At 50.6% G+C, this 19238-nt stretch carries 22 protein-coding genes; 6 read left to right on the top strand and 16 right to left on the bottom strand.

Translation table 11 applies throughout. The features are described 5' to 3' along the window. Positions 1 to 11: 11 nt before the first annotated feature. A complete protein-coding gene (locus tag AC2D8L_RS11135; protein ID WP_484685554.1) occupies positions 12 to 1190 on the bottom strand; it encodes an acetyl-CoA C-acetyltransferase in 1179 nt (392 codons plus the stop codon). Between the two features lie 81 nt (positions 1191 to 1271). Between AC2D8L_RS11135 and AC2D8L_RS11130 the strand changes: the two genes are divergently transcribed. After that, positions 1272 to 1865 carry a LuxR C-terminal-related transcriptional regulator gene (locus AC2D8L_RS11130; RefSeq protein ID WP_484685553.1) on the top strand — a complete coding sequence of 198 codons (594 nt, stop codon included), beginning with the start codon at positions 1272 to 1274 and terminating at the stop codon, positions 1863 to 1865. 73 nt (positions 1866 to 1938) lie between these two features. Beyond that, on the top strand, positions 1939 to 2307 hold the full coding sequence (locus AC2D8L_RS11125; RefSeq protein WP_484685552.1) for a hypothetical protein: 369 nt from the start codon (positions 1939 to 1941) through the stop codon (positions 2305 to 2307). Between the two features lie 35 nt (positions 2308 to 2342). Here AC2D8L_RS11125 and AC2D8L_RS11120 read toward each other — a convergent pair whose 3' ends face one another. Further along, positions 2343 to 3260 (bottom strand): LysR family transcriptional regulator, encoded by a 918-nt coding sequence (locus tag AC2D8L_RS11120; RefSeq protein ID WP_484685551.1) that lies wholly within the window; start codon positions 3258 to 3260, stop codon positions 2343 to 2345. After that, on the bottom strand, positions 3208 to 3462 hold the full coding sequence (locus AC2D8L_RS11115; protein ID WP_484685550.1) for a hypothetical protein: 255 nt from the start codon (positions 3460 to 3462) through the stop codon (positions 3208 to 3210). The genes AC2D8L_RS11120 and AC2D8L_RS11115 overlap by 53 nt, the downstream gene beginning before the upstream one ends. Here AC2D8L_RS11115 and amaB point away from each other — a divergent pair. Together amaB and AC2D8L_RS11105 are read left to right on the top strand one after the other, a co-directional pair. Further along, positions 3461 to 4975 carry an L-piperidine-6-carboxylate dehydrogenase gene (gene amaB, locus AC2D8L_RS11110; protein WP_484685549.1) on the top strand — a complete coding sequence of 505 codons (1515 nt, stop codon included), beginning with the start codon at positions 3461 to 3463 and terminating at the stop codon, positions 4973 to 4975. The two genes, AC2D8L_RS11115 and amaB, sit on opposite strands and share 2 nt — an antisense overlap. A 44-nt stretch (positions 4976 to 5019) precedes the next feature. Beyond that, entirely contained in the window at positions 5020 to 6249 is a 1230-nt protein-coding gene (locus AC2D8L_RS11105) for a pyridoxal phosphate-dependent aminotransferase (RefSeq protein WP_484685548.1), read from the top strand. 141 nt (positions 6250 to 6390) lie between these two features. Here AC2D8L_RS11105 and AC2D8L_RS11100 read toward each other — a convergent pair whose 3' ends face one another. From AC2D8L_RS11100 to AC2D8L_RS11055, 10 genes are all read right to left on the bottom strand, one after another. Next, positions 6391 to 7419 carry a zinc-binding dehydrogenase gene (locus AC2D8L_RS11100; RefSeq protein ID WP_484685547.1) on the bottom strand — a complete coding sequence of 343 codons (1029 nt, stop codon included), beginning with the start codon at positions 7417 to 7419 and terminating at the stop codon, positions 6391 to 6393. A 180-nt stretch (positions 7420 to 7599) separates the two neighbouring features. Beyond that, positions 7600 to 8487, bottom strand: a complete 888-nt coding sequence (locus tag AC2D8L_RS11095; protein WP_484685546.1) for a LysR family transcriptional regulator — start codon at positions 8485 to 8487, stop codon at positions 7600 to 7602. A gap of 96 nt (positions 8488 to 8583) precedes the next feature. Further along, complete coding sequence (locus tag AC2D8L_RS11090) at positions 8584 to 8931, bottom strand: hypothetical protein (RefSeq protein WP_484685545.1); 348 nt, start codon at positions 8929 to 8931, stop codon at positions 8584 to 8586. Beyond that, positions 8931 to 9347, bottom strand: a complete 417-nt coding sequence (locus AC2D8L_RS11085; protein ID WP_484685544.1) for a hypothetical protein — start codon at positions 9345 to 9347, stop codon at positions 8931 to 8933. The genes AC2D8L_RS11090 and AC2D8L_RS11085 overlap by 1 nt, the downstream gene beginning before the upstream one ends. Beyond that, positions 9344 to 9982, bottom strand: a complete 639-nt coding sequence (locus AC2D8L_RS11080) for a TetR/AcrR family transcriptional regulator (protein ID WP_484685543.1) — start codon at positions 9980 to 9982, stop codon at positions 9344 to 9346. Before AC2D8L_RS11080 ends, AC2D8L_RS11085 begins: the two co-directional genes overlap by 4 nt. Before the next feature lie 234 nt (positions 9983 to 10216). Continuing rightward, complete coding sequence (locus AC2D8L_RS11075; protein ID WP_484685542.1) at positions 10217 to 11059, bottom strand: ABC transporter permease; 843 nt, start codon at positions 11057 to 11059, stop codon at positions 10217 to 10219. Further along, entirely contained in the window at positions 11056 to 11940 is an 885-nt protein-coding gene (locus AC2D8L_RS11070; protein WP_484685541.1) for an ABC transporter permease, read from the bottom strand. The genes AC2D8L_RS11075 and AC2D8L_RS11070 overlap by 4 nt, the downstream gene beginning before the upstream one ends. Before the next feature lie 63 nt (positions 11941 to 12003). Beyond that, a complete protein-coding gene (locus tag AC2D8L_RS11065; protein WP_484685540.1) occupies positions 12004 to 12726 on the bottom strand; it encodes a transporter substrate-binding domain-containing protein in 723 nt (240 codons plus the stop codon). A 49-nt stretch (positions 12727 to 12775) separates the two neighbouring features. After that, a complete protein-coding gene (locus tag AC2D8L_RS11060; RefSeq protein ID WP_484685539.1) occupies positions 12776 to 13567 on the bottom strand; it encodes an ABC transporter ATP-binding protein in 792 nt (263 codons plus the stop codon). Between the two features lie 451 nt (positions 13568 to 14018). Further along, positions 14019 to 15134: a saccharopine dehydrogenase family protein gene (locus AC2D8L_RS11055; RefSeq protein ID WP_484685538.1), complete on the bottom strand. Its 1116-nt coding sequence runs from the start codon at positions 15132 to 15134 to the stop codon at positions 14019 to 14021. Positions 15135 to 15369: 235 nt separating this feature from the next. Here AC2D8L_RS11055 and AC2D8L_RS11050 point away from each other — a divergent pair, with 235 nt between their 5' ends. Beyond that, positions 15370 to 15816 (top strand): Lrp/AsnC family transcriptional regulator, encoded by a 447-nt coding sequence (locus AC2D8L_RS11050; protein ID WP_484685537.1) that lies wholly within the window; start codon positions 15370 to 15372, stop codon positions 15814 to 15816. A 66-nt stretch (positions 15817 to 15882) separates the two neighbouring features. Here the strand turns inward: AC2D8L_RS11050 and AC2D8L_RS11045 are convergent, their stop codons facing one another. From AC2D8L_RS11045 to puuE, 3 genes are read right to left on the bottom strand one after another with little or no spacing between them, the layout of a single operon-like run. Next, positions 15883 to 16392, bottom strand: coding sequence for an ureidoglycolate lyase (locus AC2D8L_RS11045; RefSeq protein ID WP_484685536.1), 510 nt, complete (start codon positions 16390 to 16392; stop codon positions 15883 to 15885). 4 nt (positions 16393 to 16396) lie between these two features. Beyond that, positions 16397 to 17227 (bottom strand): bifunctional allantoicase/(S)-ureidoglycine aminohydrolase, encoded by an 831-nt coding sequence (locus AC2D8L_RS11040; RefSeq protein WP_484685535.1) that lies wholly within the window; start codon positions 17225 to 17227, stop codon positions 16397 to 16399. A 2-nt stretch (positions 17228 to 17229) separates the two neighbouring features. Continuing rightward, positions 17230 to 18651, bottom strand: a complete 1422-nt coding sequence (gene puuE, locus AC2D8L_RS11035) for an allantoinase PuuE (protein WP_484686393.1) — start codon at positions 18649 to 18651, stop codon at positions 17230 to 17232. A gap of 212 nt (positions 18652 to 18863) precedes the next feature. On the opposite strand from puuE, the gene uraH reads away from it, so the two are divergent. Next, positions 18864 to 19235 (top strand): hydroxyisourate hydrolase, encoded by a 372-nt coding sequence (gene uraH / locus AC2D8L_RS11030; RefSeq protein ID WP_484685534.1) that lies wholly within the window; start codon positions 18864 to 18866, stop codon positions 19233 to 19235. Positions 19236 to 19238: the final 3 nt, after the last annotated feature.

Here is a 19238-nt window from a genome sequence, read left to right as displayed (position 1 = left end):
CTTTGCGGTCCCTAAACTTCAACCGCCATAGCAATACCCATGCCCCCGCCAATGCAAAGACTTGCAATGCCGCGTCCACCGCCCTGTGCCTGCAAGGCATAAATCAATGTGCCAAGTACCCGCGCGCCGGACATGCCCACGGGATGACCCAGTGCGATTGCCCCACCGTGAATGTTGACCTTTTTCGCGTCCACGTCCAATTCTTTGACAACACCTAGACTTTGGGCCGCAAAGGCTTCGTTAAACTCAAATAGATCCACTTGATCTAACGACCAACCAGCGCGTTCGGCCGCCAAGCGAGAGGCCGAAACAGGCCCAAGGCCCATATAGGCCGGGTCAAGGCCGGTATGCGCGTAGGCGCGAATGTTCGCCAAGGGCGTTAGTCCATCTGATTTCGCTTGTTCTGCCCCAGCGACAACCAGTGCCGCTGCTCCATCATTAATGCTGGACGAATTGGCCGCTGTCACCGTGCCTTCTTTATCAAAAATGGGCCGCAATTTGCCCATCAATTCAAGGCTCGTATCTGCGCGGATGGTTTCGTCTGCGTTAAAAACAATCTCGCTTTTGCGCGTTTTGATGGTGATAGGGATGATTTCCTTTTCAAAGAAACCACTTGCCTGCGCCGCTGCCGCTTTATGATGCGAGTTGGTGGCAAATTCATCCTGCTCTTGACGCGAAAGATCATGTTTCCTCGCGATATTTTCAGCCGTATTGCCCATCGGATAATTATGAAATGCGTCTGTGAGCGCATCAAACATCATACTGTCGACAAGTTGCAGGTCTCCTGCTTTTTTGCCCTGTCTAATTTGGGCAATATGGGGCGCGTTGGTCATGCTTTCTTGCCCACCGGCTACGACATAATTGGCGACGCCAGTTTGAATTTGCTGTGCGCCAAGCATAATAGCGCGGAGTCCTGAGCCACACACCTGGTTGACGCTTATCGCCGGTGCATGGTCGGGCAAGCCCGCATTGCGTGATGCTTGGCGTGCCGGGTTCATGCCCGCGCCTGCCGTTAGCACTTGGCCCATAAATACCTCATCCACTGCGTCATAATTGACGCCGGATTGGTCAAGGGCGGACTTAATAGCGATAGTACCCAACTCAGCCGCGCTGTGATTGGCAAGGGTTCCAGTTAGAGCGCCGATGGGTGTTCGTTTCGCGCCCAGAATGACAAGATCTTTGATCGACATGGCGTTACCTGCTTTAACTCTGAAGAAGATAATAAAGGGTAGATCTTGCAAGAGGCAATTGTTTAGTCGTATTTATACGCTATGGATGCAATTGAAACCCAAGGCCAAAATGCCACCAATAATCACCTGAATCAGTTCTCTTTAGCCGAAATGCCGGTGCCATTAGTGCTGGCAGAACATCGTATCATCAAGCAATGTAACATCGAATTTGCATCGATTTTCGGCTACGCAGCGGAGGAATTGCGCAACACGAGCTTTCATTTGCTTTATCCCAAATTTGCAGATTTCGTCCGCACCGGGGAAATGTGGAAGGTAAATTTTGCAGGTGGTTTGACCTATTATGATGAGCGGGTGATGCGACGCGCGGATCAAAGTGAATTCTGGTGCAAGGTGCGCGGCCGCTCCATGAAACCAAGTGATCCATTTGCCCAGGCCGTTTATTGTTTTGAGCCAATCAACCGAGCCGTGCGCCCCACCGCTGAAATCTTGACGGATCGACAAAAACAAATTTTGACACTCGTCGCGCAGGGTAAAACCAATGCGCAAATAGCGGATGAAATCGGCTTGTCCAAACGCACAATTGAGGCCCATCGGGCTCGCACGATGAAATCTATTGGGGTAAAGAATGCTGCTGAATTGGTGGCTTGGTTTTCATCCGAAAATGAGTTTGGCTGATCTTTGAAGCAGACCTCCACTTGATGAACATTCAGAAATTGCGTAGTTTCAAATTTCTTGAGGGAGGAACAAAATGAAAAATCTATCGATGCGCTTTGCGCTGATCTGCACGGCGGTGGCAGCACTGTTTATGGGCGCGGCATTCGCCCAGTCAGGCTCCGGCGGTGCATTCACCATCCACAATATGACTGAGGGCAATATTGTTGTCGGTTTTTACACCAATGACGGCAATGGTTGGAGCGACAACTGGCTAGGTCAGGCCATGGACCCAGGTCAAACCGCATCGGCAGAATTCTTCGCCCAGACTGGGTCATGCGACCAACTATTCCAAGTTGGATGGCTAGGTGGTGACGGTTCTGAAGTCATGGATGAACCAATTTCCATCGATATCTGCCAAGCGACCAATGTCTATCTCGGCGATAATGAGATTTATTTCGACTAATATCGTTCAGCAATGATGAAGGGTGAAGCGGGTGACTAATCGTTCGCTTCACCTATCGGCTGGCTAATTTGTGAGCGGATCCATTTGGTGAATTCGATCACCCCGGCCTTTTCGGCCTTGTCGTCTGGTATCGCTAAAAAGTAGGCGTCTTCTGTGCGCAATGCACGCGAATCGACCACGGCTAGCCGCCCAAGTTCGATTTGGGTCTCAATCAAATATTGCGGCAACAGCCCTACGCCCAACCCAGCAACACATGCTTCAATGATCATTGAAAACTGGTCAAACCGGTGGCCGCGAAACGGTTCATCATTCCCGATTTTTTGCTGTTCAAACCAATCGCGCCAAGCGGTGGGTCGTGATTGAAGGTGTAATAATGGCGTGTGAGGCAAATCCTTAGCACCGGTAATATTGAGTTCGCTTATTAAAGCAGGCGATGCAACCGGCAACATATATTCGTCGCACAAAGGTTGGCAGGAAGCGCCGGCCCAAATGGGTCGACCAAAATGGATGGCGACGTCAAAGAACTGTTCCTGCAGCGAAAATGGCGTCCAGCGACTTTCTAAATTAACCGCCAGTTTCGGGTGATTTTGCAAGAACGCCGGAAGTCGCGGTGCCAACCAATGGGAACCAAACGTGGGTAATGTCGCCACCGATAAAGTCGCATCTGCCTTTGCCGATGCCATCGTGCGATAAACAAGCCCTTCGGTTTGCTCAATTAAATATTTCGCATCGACCAAAAACCGCGCGCCAGCTTCCGTCAGCACAACCCGTTTGCGAATGCGCTCGAAAAGGGTTACCCCAAGTTGCAGTTCCAAATCTCGGATTTGGCGTGAAATGGCGCTCTGTGTGAGGTTCATTTCTTCTGCTGCGCGGGTGAAATTGAGGTGCCTTGCGGCGCATTCAAAAGCGCTCAATGTATTGATCGAAGGGAAATTGCGGCGGCTGGTATGCATAAGTTTTCCTCATCAAGTAATGAAAAATCATTGCTTCTTCAGGGCATTTCATTGCTTTATCATGAGAATTACGAATTTTAAAGGCCAGTTCGCGCCAACTCGTCCTCTCGGACAATCGCCGCGTTTTGCCAATCCGTTTCAACAAAGACTGCAGCTTGGCCCAGCCGGGCAAGTGCAGAACCACATATTTGGAGCCATCCATGAGCGTCAAAACCCAAACGAACGACCTGTTGCAAAAACTTGGCGTTGACGTCGCAGCCCTTGAAGGCGGCGACCTAGCGGTAAACAGCCCGACAACCGGCGAAAAAATTGCCAGTGTAAAGCTTGCAACTGCTGATCAGATTTCTAGCCAAATCGATAAGGCTCAAGTTGCGTTTAAAGCTTGGCGTAATGTTCCAGCCCCACGTCGTGGCGAATTGGTGCGTCTACTTGGCGAAGAGCTGCGGGCCCATAAGGATGAGCTCGGCCGTTTGGTTTCAATCGAAGCGGGTAAGATCCCATCCGAAGGGTTGGGCGAAGTCCAAGAGATGATCGACATTTGCGACTTTGCCGTTGGTCTATCTCGTCAACTTTACGGTCTTACGATTGCGACAGAGCGCGCTGAGCACCGCATGATGGAAACATGGCACCCGCTTGGCGTTGTTGGCATCATCTCCGCCTTTAACTTCCCGGTTGCTGTTTGGTCATGGAATGCGGCTCTAGCCCTTGTTTGCGGCAACGCGACCATCTGGAAGCCATCGGAAAAGACACCTCTGACCGCATTGGCTTGCCAAGCGATTATGGATAAAGCACTTGCCAAGTTCGGCGATGCACCTGAAGGACTTGCAACAATGTTCATCGCAGATCGTGTTGGCGGTGAAGTGATGGTTGACCATGAAAATGTTGCATTGGTTTCTGCAACCGGTTCAACCCGGATGGGCCGAGAAGTTGGGCCACGTTTGGCAAAACGTTTCGCACGTTCGATTTTGGAATTGGGCGGCAATAATGCGGGCATCGTTTGTCCATCGGCTGATCTTGATATGGCAGTACGCGCCATTGCGTTTGGCGCGATGGGCACCGCAGGTCAACGTTGTACTTCAACCCGCCGCTTGTTTGTGCACGAAAGTGTGTATGACAAATTGGTGCCTCAGCTGCAAAAAGCATATCAGGGCGTTTCAATTGGCAACCCATTAACTTCTGATGCGTTGGTTGGTCCGTTGATCGACAAAGACGCCGCCAACAATATGGAAAAAGCACTCGCCGCTGCGAAGGCTGCAGGTGGTTCAATTGTCGGCGGTGAACGTGTAGACGTTGAAGGCAATGAAGGCGCTTATTACTATCGCCCAGCTGTTGTTGAAATGCCTGAACAGTCTGGCCCCATGTTTGAAGAAACATTCGCACCAATTCTCTATGTGGTGAAATATTCAGACCTAGACGATGCCATCGACATGCAAAATGCCGTTGGCGCTGGTCTTTCTTCGATGATCTTCACATTGAATGTGCGCGAGGCTGAAAAGTTCTTGTCGGCTTCTGGTTCTGATTGCGGCATCGCCAACGTCAATATCGGCACATCGGGTGCGGAAATTGGCGGCGCGTTTGGCGGCGAAAAAGAAACCGGCGGCGGCCGCGAAAGTGGATCGGATGCGTGGAAGGCTTACATGCGCCGCGCAACCAATACCGTGAATTATGGCACCGAATTGCCATTGGCCCAGGGCGTAAGTTTCGATATTGACTAGGGTCTAGGCCCTAGTCACTGACCAAAATCAAAGAGCATCACAATATGAACGCCCAAACTATTTCGCCGTCAACATTTGTCCGAGCCAATCGCATTTCTGATATTTCGGTTTCAGAAATCATTAAAATCAGCACCCGTGCGCGGGAGCTGAAGGCTGAGGGCAAGCCGGTGATTATCTTGGGCGCTGGTGAGCCAGATTTTGACACGCCAACCCATGTTAAAGATGCAGCACATAGGGCCATTGATGCGGGGCAAACCAAATATACCCCGCTCGATGGAACGCTGGAAATGAAAGAAGCCGTGTGCCGAAAACTGGCACGCGGTAATGGCCTGAAATATGAGCCGAAAAATATTTCGGTTTCTGCTGGCGCAAAACAGGTGCTCTACAACGCCTTTATGGCGACCCTGAACGAGGGCGATGAAGTCATCATCCCAACCCCGTTTTGGACCACCTATGCGGATATTATCCGGATTTGCGGCAGCGTGCCGGTGCTGGTTCAATGCCCGGGCGATGCAGGGTTCAAATTGCAACCCGCGCAGCTTGAAGCAGCGATCACCGACAAAACCCGCTGGCTTTTGCTCAACTCGCCATCTAACCCTACTGGCGCCGCGTACAATGCCCATGAGTTGCAAGCGTTGGCAGATGTGCTGCTCGCACACCCCCATGTCTGGTTGATGAGCGACGATATTTACGAACACATCATTTATGATGATTTTCAATTCGTCACACCTGTTCAAGTGGAACCAAAGCTTAAAGACCGCGCCTTGATCATCAATGGCGTGTCCAAGTCCCACGCAATGACTGGCTGGCGGCTTGGGTTTGGCGCTGGCCCTGTCGAATTGATCCGCGCAATGGCAGTTATTCAAAGCCAAGCGACGTCGTGCCCCTCCTCGATTTCACAAGCAGCCGCCATTGAAGCATTGGACGGCGACGAGAGTTTTCTGAAAGACCGCGCCGCCTCGTTCCAAGAGCGTCGCGACATGGTTGTCACCGGCCTAAACGCTATTGACGGCGTTGAGTGCCGCACGCCTGAGGGGGCGTTTTATACTTTTTCGTCATGCGAAGGCTTAATTGGCAAAACAACACCGGGTGGCGAGAAAATTCAAAGCGATAGCGATTTTTGTCGCTACATCCTAGAAACCGCCCATGTGGCTATTGTGCCTGGCTCGGCCTTCGGTCTATCCCCCTACTTCCGCATTTCATACGCTGCTGCGAAATATGATTTGGAAGAAGCAATAGCGCGAATTCAAAAGGCGTGTGGAGCGCTGGCTTAGCACTAACGCTAAGGATTGATTGGCCGACAGAGCCGCTTCGCTTCGTCGGCACCAATGCCCATCGAGCAAATCGCCCCTGCCGCCCCCAGTTTGTAATGTTGTTGGCTGTGTAAAGCAGAACTGGCGACCAGAACAGCGATGTCAGCCGGAATTGGTCAAAACCACTTTGCCGATCAACCCGCCTTCTTCGAGCATCTGATGGGCCCGCGCTGCATCCCGCATGGGGATTTGGGCGGCAATGGCGGGTTGCAAGTCGCCTGCTGCGGCTTTAGCCAGCAAATCCGCCAACGTGTCGCTATACCAGTTCGGATTTTTCGCCGGATAACTGAGCATGCTGGGTGACATGGGCAGACTTATGCCATTTGGCCAGAGCGCGATGAGGCCAAGTGCCATCAAACTTAGGGGAATGACAGAAATGCCGGATTTTTTGACGGAAGCCATTCCCAGCATCATCAACCGTCCACCACGCTTTAGGCATCGGGAGGACCGCCAGAGTTGTTTGGGACCGCCAACAACATCAACCACTACGTCCACCCCGTCTTGGGTCAATGCGCGGATACGGCCGACGAAGTTCTCTGTTCGATAGTTGATTGGAACTGCGCCATTATCTGCAATGAATTCAGTAGATTTACCGCTGCCGGTGCCATACATTTCGAGCTTGGCCAGTTTACCCAATTGCAAAAGCGCTGAGCCAACGCCGCCAGCCGCGCCGTGAACCAAAACCTGCTCACCCGATTGCACTTCGACCGTTTTGTGCAGCGTCAGTGAGGCCGTTAGATAGTTGGTTATGATCGCCGCTGCCACCACCGGGTCAAGCCCATTAGGAACGGGAACAAGCGTATCGGCCGGCCGGGTGACCAATTCTGAATATCCGCCGCCTTGCCCAAAGGTCCAGCCAGCAACTCTTTGGCCGACTTTAAACTTTTTCACATCCTGTCCGATTGCTTCCACAATGCCCACGACATCCTCGCCGGGCGTGTATGGGGTTTTTGGAAAACCGAAAAACCAGTGGCCGCGTAGCATTAGATCATAACCTGATACCCCGGCCGCCTCAACGCGGATAAACACCTCATCTGCTGCGGGCGTAGGCACCTGAGCCGACATCCAAGACAATACGTTTGGCGCGCCGCGGCGCTGAACAACAATGCGATGATTTTTGGTGGATTTCATGTCAGTTTTCCTTGATTTTTGATGAAAATTTGGCTGTTCGCAGAGAGGGCTATCCTGTTCAAAAACCCGAATGATCGCGTCCTTCACGGCACGAAGATGCGGTGTCAGGGCTTGTGCCTTGACGGTTTTAGTTCTTCAGTAATCTCAATCAGCGTGAAAAAAGCGCGGCGCAAAAAGCCGTTAGGGCGAAAGGCAGTTTGTTAGAAGATCGAATACCAACCGTATTCGGCGGCTGGTGTGCAGCTCGCGATGGGCAACCAACCATGTTGGTATAATGAAGGGCCCGATTTCGGTTAGCACGGGTTTAAATTCAGGGAATTTTGCGGCAATTCGGTCCGTCATGATGGCAATGCCATGTCCCTGACGCGCAATCTGCCACTCTACGATCTGCGAGCGCGAGACATATTTGAAATTTTGTTTTGTCAGCTTAAGCCCCATTGTTTGAAAGTGGGCAAGCATGCCCTCAACATCCCCAAAGCTGACAAATTGGTGTTGCGAATGGTCTTCGTTCAACTTGGGTTGGCCATATTGCTCAATATACTTGTCGACGGCGTAAAACCGCGTCTGATCTTCACAGACAAGTTTGGCGATGAGGTTTGGCTGCTCCGGGCGAACATGGCGGATTGCGATGTCGGCTTCACGCAAGAGAAGGTCACTGAGTTGATTGTCTGCGAGGATGTCGAGCTCCAAGCGAGGGGCGACAGCCTTGAGCTGATCTAGCATTGGCGGCAATATGTATGCCGCGGTGACGTCCGTCGCCGATATGCGAACGAGCCCGTCGATCGTTTGGGATTGGCCCGTTGCCGACAGCGTCATCATGTTCGCACCGTCGGCCATGGTGCGAACGTGATCCAGGAGATTCAACCCAACTGGAGTGAGTGCCACGGAGCGCCCGCTACGTTCAAACAAGACAACTTCCAAGTCTTTTTCAAGAGCCGCAATCTGCCGTGTAATTGTAGGCTGCGTCACCCCTAGAGCTTTAGCCGCGGCGGAAAGAGAACGCTCTTCGGCAACAGCAAGGAATGATCGGGCTTGGTTCCAGTCGAATGATATCGAGTTCCATTTCATGAACTAAACATACCACAAATTTTCGCATACAAAACCAACATCTATGCGCAGTTTACTAACGAAAAACGTATAGGTGGACGTCAGTCTTCGTTGTCGCTAAGCCAACTGATATAGAATGGGAATGGCGGCCGTATTGTTTTGCTCAAAATTGTCCAGAACGAATGGTTTGAATGTTCTGTTGAACAGCAGTGCTGGCAAAATGTTTCTTAGGCTGTCCCAGCGGCAATGGTTGATAATCTTATAGGGCACTTCACTCGCCTCATCCGGCAAAAGAACAGTAGAATTATCAAGACCGGTTTGGTCTTGAAACCAGCCCGCGGTGTAATTCCAAACCTGCAAGTTGATATCCAAGCTATCCGCATAGAAGTAGTTAAACAGGAAAACGCCATTCCTGGTGTGATCAACAGGGCCAATCCGGCGCGTGTTGGACGCGGCTACGGTCATTACACTACGTGCAGTTGTTGTGGTGTCGGCCAAAGTTGCGGCCATTCCGCCGATTTTTGATAATCTCGCGCGGCTTCAACACTGGTGAATTCTACAAGCATCACGATATCAAATCGCGCAATTTTGACGTCAGGTCGCTTTTTCAGGAACGCGCCACGTCCAGGCGGAATGATGAGGGCTTTAAAGACCGCGGCGTCCAGCACCGCATTATTTTTCGCCAATGTCTGTGCCATGGTTTTGAGCGTGCTGAGCATTTTCTTCTTGCGGCTGCTCTCCACAAAGAAGCCAATCGGGGGACGATGGTCCACCTCTGCCGCCAGCATGAGGTAGCCAGATTGGGTGGGGTCCATTAACGACACTTTGGGGAACTTGTTTTTTGGACCAACGATCTGAAGGATGTGTTCCTGTTGGGTCATGCTTCCCGGTTCCTCGTTTGGCTAAGACTTTGTGTGATGAGTTTTAGATGAATGGCGGCCAGCGACTTGGCGTGTTCAATCTCTGCTTTAGTTGCTTTGGCGTGCAGGTAAGTGATGCGGAGCCCGGCAAGCGGGCCAATGACTTGCCATATTGCGACGTCAGCTGGCATGTCGGCGCGCAATTCTCCACGGGCTTGCCAAAAACTAAAGATCGGCTGCAATCGTTCGGATACGTCCTGCAAGGCATGGCCAAGCCCATCTGGCCCCATCCTCAAAACAAGCGAAGCAAAAGATCTGGCACGCGGGGTGGTCCAAGTCGCAACGATTTCTCCGAATATTTTCGGGATTGCGATTTCCATCGGAATCTTATCGGATGTGGGATCAATGCCCGCGTTTGAGAGCAGATCGGGCCCGGCTAATTTCAATAGCGTTTCAAAGATTTCTTGTTTGCTTTTGAAATGGGCATATAGCGCGGGATCGCTCACGCCAACTTTTGCCGCAATCTGGCGCACGGTCGCGCCTTCAAAACCACGTTCAGAGAAAACTTCCAATGCCGCGTCCAGAATGCGGTCTCGTGTTTCTGGGCCGCCCGATTGTAGCGGACGCCCGCGTTTTGGCTTGATTGGTTCAGTCATGTTATTTAATTAGCGCTTATTAATTTAAAAAGCAAGCTTTTGCCCCACTTTCTGCTTTTCACACAGTATGCCTCAATGTCGTGCACCAACTGGCGGGGGTGCCGGGGTAGCAGGCGAAGCCTGCGACGGCGGCGAGAAAATGTTCGGGGGTGCCGGGGTAGCAGGCGAAGCCTGCGACGGCGGCATGAGAAAAGAACCTAGCGCCAGGGCAGTATCAAAACCCTCTGACCAATCCTAGCGAATAATTTGCGGCCGAACCTTAATCCGTTGGCGTTGATTTTCAGGCAGGTGTTTGTTGAGCCGCGTGTTGAAAAACCCGTAAACGCTTATCACGCACAGTGTCAGCAGAATGAAATACATGCCCAATATCGGATAGGGGATAAACGGGTTGAATGTTTTGTCTGCGAAATAACTTGCATAATAAAGTGCGTCGCCCCGTTGTTGCCAAGCGGGGAAACCGGAGAAAAATACAAGGGTTGTCGCGTGGAACAAGAAGATCGCTTCATTGGTATAAGCAGGCCATGCAAGGCGTAGCATTGTCGGCCACACAATTTTTCTAAAACGCGGCCAACCGCTTAGGCCGTAGGCGTCAGCGGCTTCAAGGTCGCCCTTTGGCACAGAGCGCAATGCGCCATAAAAGATTTCGCCGGAATAGGCAGCAGTGTTCAAGAACAAAACGATGACAGCACCCAGCCAAGCTTTGGTCAACCAGCGTGTTTCAGCGGTAATTTCAGTAAAGCCCAGATTGATGTCGACGCCCCATTTGGGCAGTTGGACAAAAATCTCATAGGCGAGGAAAAATTGGATAAACAATGGCGAGCCACGGAACAGAAAGATGAACCATTCTGCTGGCTTGCGCACCCAATAGCGGTCTGAGTTTTTGGCCACCGCAATCGCTGTTGCCAGCAAAAACCCGGTAAGCAGGGCCAAGACACCAAAATAGATGTTCCAAATCATGCCCGAGCCGATAAGGGTGAACTGTTCGCACAGGGTGAAATCTGCTTTGGGCAGCAATCTCTTGCCAATGCCGATTGAGCGCAATCCATAATCTGTGATGGTTTGAAGACAAGCATTCATGATGTTGCCGCCTTCCGTTGTGCTTCGCCACCCATTGTGGCTTGGCCGTTCGTCAGTTTCGCCATCAACTTATTCAATACGATTTCGCTGACCTTGGTGAGCGAAAGATAGAACACCAACAAGCCAAGGAAGTAATAAAGACGCCAATCAGCGTGCGGGTAGGAGAAGACTTGGGTTTTGGAACTGCCCAACTCGCGGGCCCAATATACGATGTCTTCAACACCCAATAGGAACAGCAAAGGTGTCGCTTTGATCAAAATCATCCAAAGGTTGGAAAGACCGGGCAGAGCGTAAACCCACATTTGCGGCATCAGAATGCGCCAAAAAACCTGTCGGCGGGACATGCCATAGGCTTCTCCGGTTTCCAATTGGCCGCGCGGTACCGCACGCATGCCGCCATATAAAACGTTGGCGGCAAAAGCGCCAAACACGATGGCAAATGTCAACACAGCAAGCAGGAAGCCATAGGTTTCGTGCATCCATTGAGGTGACGATGAAAGGGGTAATTTGGCAGCCGAACAGACAACAAAATCGTTGCCCTGGCGCACAGGTTCTGTCCATTCAGGACAAAGGACTTTGTGGCGCACATATTCGAAAGCTTGATCGAGTGCGATCACGAAAAACATGAAGAATGCAATGTCTGGAATGCCGCGCACAATGGCCGTGTAGCCTTTGCCGAACCAGCGCAATGGCGCAATGGTGGAACGTGCTGCGGTAGCGCCGCCAAAACCGAACAAAAGGGCGACCGGTGCTGTGATGAGCAACAACAGCATGACCGTGCCAAATGATGAATAAAAGGCGAAATGCTTGCCTGTTGTTATGTAACAGGAAAACCATTGTAGCCCTTCAAGGGTTTTGGGTTCAGCGCAAAATGGAAACATTGGCTTTTGACTTTATGAAGAAAGACGGGGCGCAAGGCGCCCCGTCAAAAAATAGTGATCTGCTTAGAATGTGTAAGCGTCGGCACCGAACCATTTTGTGATCATGGTGTTCAATGTACCATCGTCTTTCATAGACTGGATGGCCGCATCAAACTTGCCACGAAGTTCGCCGTCAGACTCACGCACACCAAGGCCAACACCGCCGCCAAGGAACACAGGTTCACCAACAACAACCAGTTCGCCATTTGATTCTTCAGCAACAGGGCGCAAGAAGTCCACATCCGCAAGAACAGCATCAGCTTCGCCGTTCTTAACAGCAGCTAGCGTTTCGTCAGGTGTTGCAAATTCAACCAATGTCGCGCCAGAAGAAGCAACGTGACCTGATTGGATTGTTGATGTTTGCGCAGCAATAACGCCGGTTGTCACATCAACATCAGCCGATGCTGCAACAAAGATTGACGGTGAAGGAGGTGTGTAGTTTTGAGTGAAATCGATAACTTCATCACGCTCGTCTGTAATCGACATACCAGCAATAATGGTGTCATAGTTGCCTGATACCAAGTTCGGGATAATTGAATCCCAGTCGTTCACGACCCACTCACATGTCAAACCTGCGCGTTTGCAAAGCTCATCGCCCAACTCACGCTCAAAGCCGTCTACTTCACCAGCATCATTGATGAAGTTATATGGAGGATATGCACCCTCTGTGCCCATGCGAACAGTGTCCGCCATTGCAAAGTTTGCACTCAATGCCAAAGCGGCAATTGAAATCAGTACTTTTTTCATTGTGGTCTCCCTTTGAGTTTTTTTGGTTTTGTGATTGCCTTAGTGCAGATCAGTCTGCCGACCCTGCACTAAGGAATTTTTTCAGCCGTTCTGATTTGGGGTTGCCAAATAGATCGTCTGGCGCGCCTTGTTCTAAGATTTTGCCAAGATGCAAAAACACAACATTGTCAGAAACATCTGCCGCCAAACGCATATCGTGCGTCACGAGCAGCATGGTGCGGCCTTCTTTGGCTAAATCTTTGATCACCTTCACCACTTCTTGCTCCAATTCAGGATCAAGTGCTGATGTTGGTTCGTCGAATAATAGGGCTTCAGGTTCCATTGCCAAAGCCCGAGCAATGGCCGCGCGCTGTTGTTGGCCGCCAGAAAGCTGAGCTGGGAACATTTCGCATTTATCGCCAATGCCAACTTTATCCAGCAACATCCGTGCACGGGCTTCAACCTCGACCGGATCTTGTTTCAAGACGGTCAACGGGGCTTCCATTACATTTTGCAAAATGGACATGTGTGCCCATAGGTTGAACTGCTGGAACACCATTGAAAGGTTGGTGCGAATAGCGATTATTTGATTTTTGTCCGCCGGTTGACGATTGTGACCTTCGCCACGCCATTTAACCGGATGTCCATCAAATAAAATTTCACCCTGCTGGCTATCTTCCAACAGATTGGCGCAACGCAGCAAAGTTGACTTGCCTGAGCCCGAAGACCCAATCAGACTAACAACGTCGCCCTTATTGGCGACCAAATCTACGCCCTTTAGCACTTCAAGAGCGCCGTAGCTCTTGTGCAGATCGCGTATCTCAATGACTGGGGCTTGGACGGGAGCTGGATTATTCGACATAATTACTTTCTGTACTCATCGGCCAAAGAGTAGGCATATTTTTGTGCACGTGCAAAGACTTAACGCGCTTTCGCGGCGAAAAAAACGCATTTTTCCGAAAAATTTGGTGTGGTGAAAACGCAAATGCAATAGCCAAATAGACGCGCAGCTCACCTCGCGCCACCAAATTGGGCACGTTTACCCATGTTGGGAAACCAAAATACGTCATATTCCTCCCCTTAAGGCGCCTCGCTTTTTAACATTTGCAAGGTCACCATGATTCCATATCCTCCAACATGAAATCCAGCTATTCCCGAATAGCCGCTGTAATGCCGGGTGCCCGGCATTGCAATGTTTGATTATGCAGGGCGATCCATCTTTTGAATAGTCACAAAATTGATCAAAATTCACCCTTCATTTTGCATTTTGTCTAACAACAATATGCATATTGTAATGCTAAATCCAATTCTCTTTAGGCGGCCTTGGGTGTGGATGCTTGAACTTCAAACGGCTTACCCAAATATAGAGCACCAAATCGGTTGGTTAAAAACTCATCTAGGTCGATCTGCTCCTGAGCGACAAACCCCGTCTGAGGCAAACGGTCCTGACGCATCAAATCCATGGCTGCGGTAACCCCTGCTGCTGTCGTGATTTGAATGGCGCTCCAATCCCGTCCGGCAACTTCCATGGCGGTCGAAACATTTACAAAAGAACGTTCTTCAAATTGCCCATCAATCATGCCTGTTGCTGTGCAGAACACGGTGACTTGGTCCTGCCGGGTGCGCGGCAAGCCATTTTCAAAGATTTCACACATCAAGTCTTGGCGTTTGTTCAGCTTCAAATCGTTGAGCAAGATGTTCAATATATCGCGGTGACCGGGATAGCGGATTGAGCGATATGAAACATTTTGTGCGCGGCCGGCTAGCGTGTCGCACAAGGTGCCAAGGCCACCAGACGTGTTGAATGCTTCATAATCAACGCCATCCAGTGAGAAGTTTTCCAAGTTTTCAAGTGGCGCAACTTCTTTGAGTTTGCCGTCAACAAGTGCTTCGCACGGATTGCAATACTCGTTGACCAAGCCTTCCGTTGACCATGTGAGGTTGTATTTTAGTGCGTTTGTTGGGTAACGCGGCAGCGCGCCAACGCGCATGGACAAGTCTTCTATGCTGTCAAATTGCTTGGCCAAATGATAGCCAGCAATGCCAACAAAACCCGGTGCTAAGCCACACTGAGGCATGAAGGCTGACTTGGCATCTTTGGCCAAATCCATCACGAATTTTGTCGATTTAACATCTTCGGTGAGGTCGAAATAATGCGCGCCAGATTTCTTCGCCGCCGTCGCAATGGCAGGTGTTAGGAAATATGGTGCTGCACTCAAAACGGCATTTTTGCCGTCCAATGCGCTCAAAAGTTCAGCTTCGCTGGTGACGTCAACTTTGCGAGTGGCAATGCCAAGGGCTGACACTTCTTCCAGCATTTTATCGTCAGCATCTGCGATGGTGACATTAAACTCTGCAGCATTTTGCAAAATGACCGCAACCATACGGCCAATTTTGCCGCCGCCAACAACCAAAACTTCCCAGTTCATATTCTTTCCTCAGACAAAAATTTCATGTTGTTAGAATTGTGCCTGAAGGCCTTGTCGGAAAATAGCGACGGAAAAGCAGAATTGCCGTCATTATGACGAATTTGGGGTCAAAAATCCGTTGAAATGACGGAGTGTACGGCCAAGATAGAGATAACCAGTTTCAATTGCTAACAACTTATCCTATTGATGTTTCGACAAAATGTCGGAATACTGACACATAGAGCCGGGAGAAAACATGGTTGATCGACCATTGCGAGATGATCTGGACCGGGAATTAGTGGCGTTACTCAAATCAAATGCGCGCGCCCAAACGTCTGAAATTGCCAAGAAACTGGGCATTGCCCGCACGACGGTGCACGAGCGTATCACGCGGCTTGAGCGTATTGGTTATGTGACAGGCTATACGGTTCGGCTGGCCCAGGATCCCGGCCAGCAAACGGTTGAGGCATTTGTGTTGATCGAGGTGCTGCAACAGCAAAACAAGCAAATAAACGAAAAGCTTGCCAGTTTCCCAGAGGTAAAGTTGAGTTTGGCGATCAGCGGCGAGTTTGATTTGCTCGTCTCAGTAGAGGCACCGCAACTTGAAGATATAGATGCTGTGATCGATGAAATCGCGCTGATCCCGGGCGTGCGCCGAACGCAGACATCTTTGGTTTTAGGGCGGAAACTGGACCGGCGGTAACTTAGCAAGTTCAACAAAAGTGCTCTTGCGGTTTTGTAGTTTGAATTTGCGACCCGTGAAAAACCGTCATCCCGGAAAGTCGACAATATAGCCCTCATCAAAGAAATGCTCTTGCAGATTATTGCCCGCCCCACCCCGATCAACCACAACAAAATCGCTAACCTCACCTAACGTTGTCAGTACGCCGTGCCAGATATTTTGGCCGATATTGATGCCTTGGCCTGTGCGGGTCAGGAACGCTTTTGGCGAGTGGGGCACGCCGTCATTGTCTGGAGCGACAATTACCAAAAAGGGGCGTTTTGACATCGGGATGAAGGCTTGTGAGCCCAATGGGTGACGTTCGACCATTTTCAGGTGGAGCGGTAAATCATATGGTTTGCCGCGAAAAATATTAACGAGCGGACGGGCACCTTCGCCATCCAACTCGACGGTCGCCAGGTCGTTGAAACGGGTACACATGCCGTTATTAATCGGGAATTTTTCTGCCTCTGCGAGGTCAATTATTTCGCCAAATGGCGCAAATGCTGTGGCCGTTAGTGGAACAATATCAATACGTTCCAATTCGTGGATATTCATCTGTCTAGCGCCCAATATGAAGTTTGGGGTGTCGATTGACGTCCTTATAGAGCAGATAGCGGAACTTGCCCGGCCCACCCGCATAACAGGCTTGCGGACAGAACGCCCTGAGCCACATAAAGTCGCCAGCTTCCACCTCGACCCAGTCGCTGTTGAGTTTATAAACCGCTTTGCCCTCAAGCACGTAAAGCCCGTGTTCCATCACATGAGTTTCTTCAAACGGGATTACGCCGCCCGGCTGAAAGGTAACGATGTTGACATGCATGTCGTGGCGTAAATCATCGGGCTGCACAAAACGCGTTGTGGCCCATGCCCCGTCTGTGTCTGGCATCGGGTTTTCGGGCGTAAGTTTTTCGTTGGTTACAAACGAAGTTGGGTGCTCAACACCTTCCACAGCTTCATATTGTTTTCGGATCCAATGGAATTTTACGGGATGGTCGGTGCGGTTATGCGCGGTCCAAGCTGTGGACGCTGCGATATAGGCATAGCCACCTTCTGCCATACGATGCGGTTGGCCATCCAATTCGATATCCAATTCGCCTTCCACGACAAACAACACGCCTTGCGCGTGTGCATCAGGTTCTGGGCTGTCCGACCCACCACCTGGTGCGACCTCAACGATATATTGGGAAAATGTCTCGGCAAATCCAGATAAAGGACGCGCGATGATCCAAGCGCGTGTTCCGGCCCAATGGGGCAAATAGGACGTGACAATATCTCCCATCACGCCCCTAGGAATGACGGCGTATGCGTCAGTGAAAATGGCCCGACCGGTCATTAGTTGGTTTTGAGGCGGCAAACCACCGGTAGGTGCATAATAAGTGCTGTTTGGCATGCTCACTCCTCATCCAACATGTCTTTGAGCCGTAAAAACGCAATGCGCTCCACTTGTTTGCAGGCTGTTGTAAACTCAATGCTACGTTCATTGTGAATACGCGCTTCGAACTGCGCAAGAATTTGATCCTTGCTCAACCCCTTCACCGCGATGATGAACGGGAACCCGTGTTTTTCAACATAGGCCTTATTCAACTCGCTGAAGCGTGCACGTTCTTCATCGGTGAGCGCGTCCAGCCCCGCTGAAGCCTGTTCGGCAGTTGATTCTTTTGTCAGCCGCTTCGCGGCGGCAAGTTTTCCGGCCAAGTCCGGGTGGGCGTTTAAGACGCCCAACCGCTCATTTTCGCTGGCTTTTCTAAACTCAGCGGCGAGCAACGAATGAACACCAACTGCGCCATCGTGCGCTGGGCCCATTTCACGCTCAAACGCACGTTCCGCAATCCAAGGCGAATGTTCAAACACGCCACCAAACTGCTCAACGAACTTTGGTTTGGTCAAGATTGAAGGACGGTTTGTTTCATGTTGGAAGGGGTGGGCTTTTGCCCAATGTTCTGCAATTTCAATGCGTTTGGCGATCCAAACATCATCATGGCTTAGCACATATTCAATGAACCGTTTTAGCGCCGCGATCCGGCCAGGTCGGCCAACCAATCGGCAATGCAAACCGATATTGAGCATTTTTGGGCTGCCTGCAGTGCCTTCCGCGTAAAGACTGTCAAAACTGTCTTTTAAGTAGCAAAAGAATTGGTCTCCGGAATTAAAGCCTTGAATGGCGGCAAAGCGCATATCGTTGGTATCAAGCGTATAAGGGATGACCAGTTGGGGCTTTTCTGCGCCCTCATACCAATATGGCAGGTCATCAGCATAGCTGTCTGACACATAGGCAAACTCGCCGACCTGTGCCGCCAGATCAACTGTGTTGGATGAACAACGGCCCGTGTACCAACCTTTTGGCGCGTCTCCCGTGACTTCATAATGCAACTGGATTGCGCGGCGCATGTGCGCCTCTTCTTCATCCCGAGTGAAGTCTTTATATTCAATCCATTTTAAGCCGTGGGAGGCAATTTCCCAGTCCGCGTCTTGCATGGCGGCGACTTGTTCGGGTGAACGGGCAAGGGCTGTCGCCACACCATAAACGGTAACCGGGACTTCCAGCTCTGTGAACAGGCGATGCAGCCGCCAAAATCCGGCACGCGATCCATATTCATAGATGCTTTCCATGTTCCAATGGCGTTGGCTCGGCCATTGTTGTGCGCCAACAATTTCAGACAGAAAGGCTTCGGATGCAGCATCCCCATGCAGCACGCAATTTTCGCCGCCTTCTTCGTAATTGAGGACAAATTGCACCGCGATTTTCGCGTTATTGGGCCAATTTGCCTTTGGCGGATTAGCGCCGTAACCAACCATATCGCGGTCATATCGAATTGATTTTGTCACTTCTGTTCGTCCGTTATTTCCGGTTTCAGGAATTTTGAGTCAAACCTGTTTGTGTTTGCTAAGATGAAGCGCGCATTTGATTTGGTCAATCGCGCAATAGATGGTTGAGCATATTACAAATCTAAATTTTTGACCATTTGTTAAAATTTCTTGACTTCAAACCCAAATTTGAAGGAAAAAGAATGAACAAGGGGGAGTTCATGACCAACAAAGACGGCAGTGGTAAACTGACGACCCACGTTTTGGACACAGCACGTGGCTGCCCAGCATCAGGGCTTAAAATCGAACTATATGATCTTGAAACGGGCGACGCGGCGCCGTTGGTGACGGCAATTACCAATGAAGACGGTAGATGTGATGGCCCCATGCGCGATGCAAGCAATTTGCGTAAAGGTCGCTACGAGCTGCGGTTTTACGTGAGTGACTATTTCACAGCACATAATGTGACGTTGGAAAGTGGCCAATTTCTTGATGTGGTGCCAATCCAGTTCGTCGTTTCTGATGAAACCACTCATTATCACGTGCCACTTTTGGTCTCGCCTTACGGCTTTTCCACCTATCGCGGGAGCTAAGAT

This window comes from Maritalea sp. YIW29 (assembly GCF_057219265.1).
The sequence above is the reverse complement of the archived record's forward strand: the minus strand, read 5'-3'. Positions and strand labels throughout refer to the sequence as shown.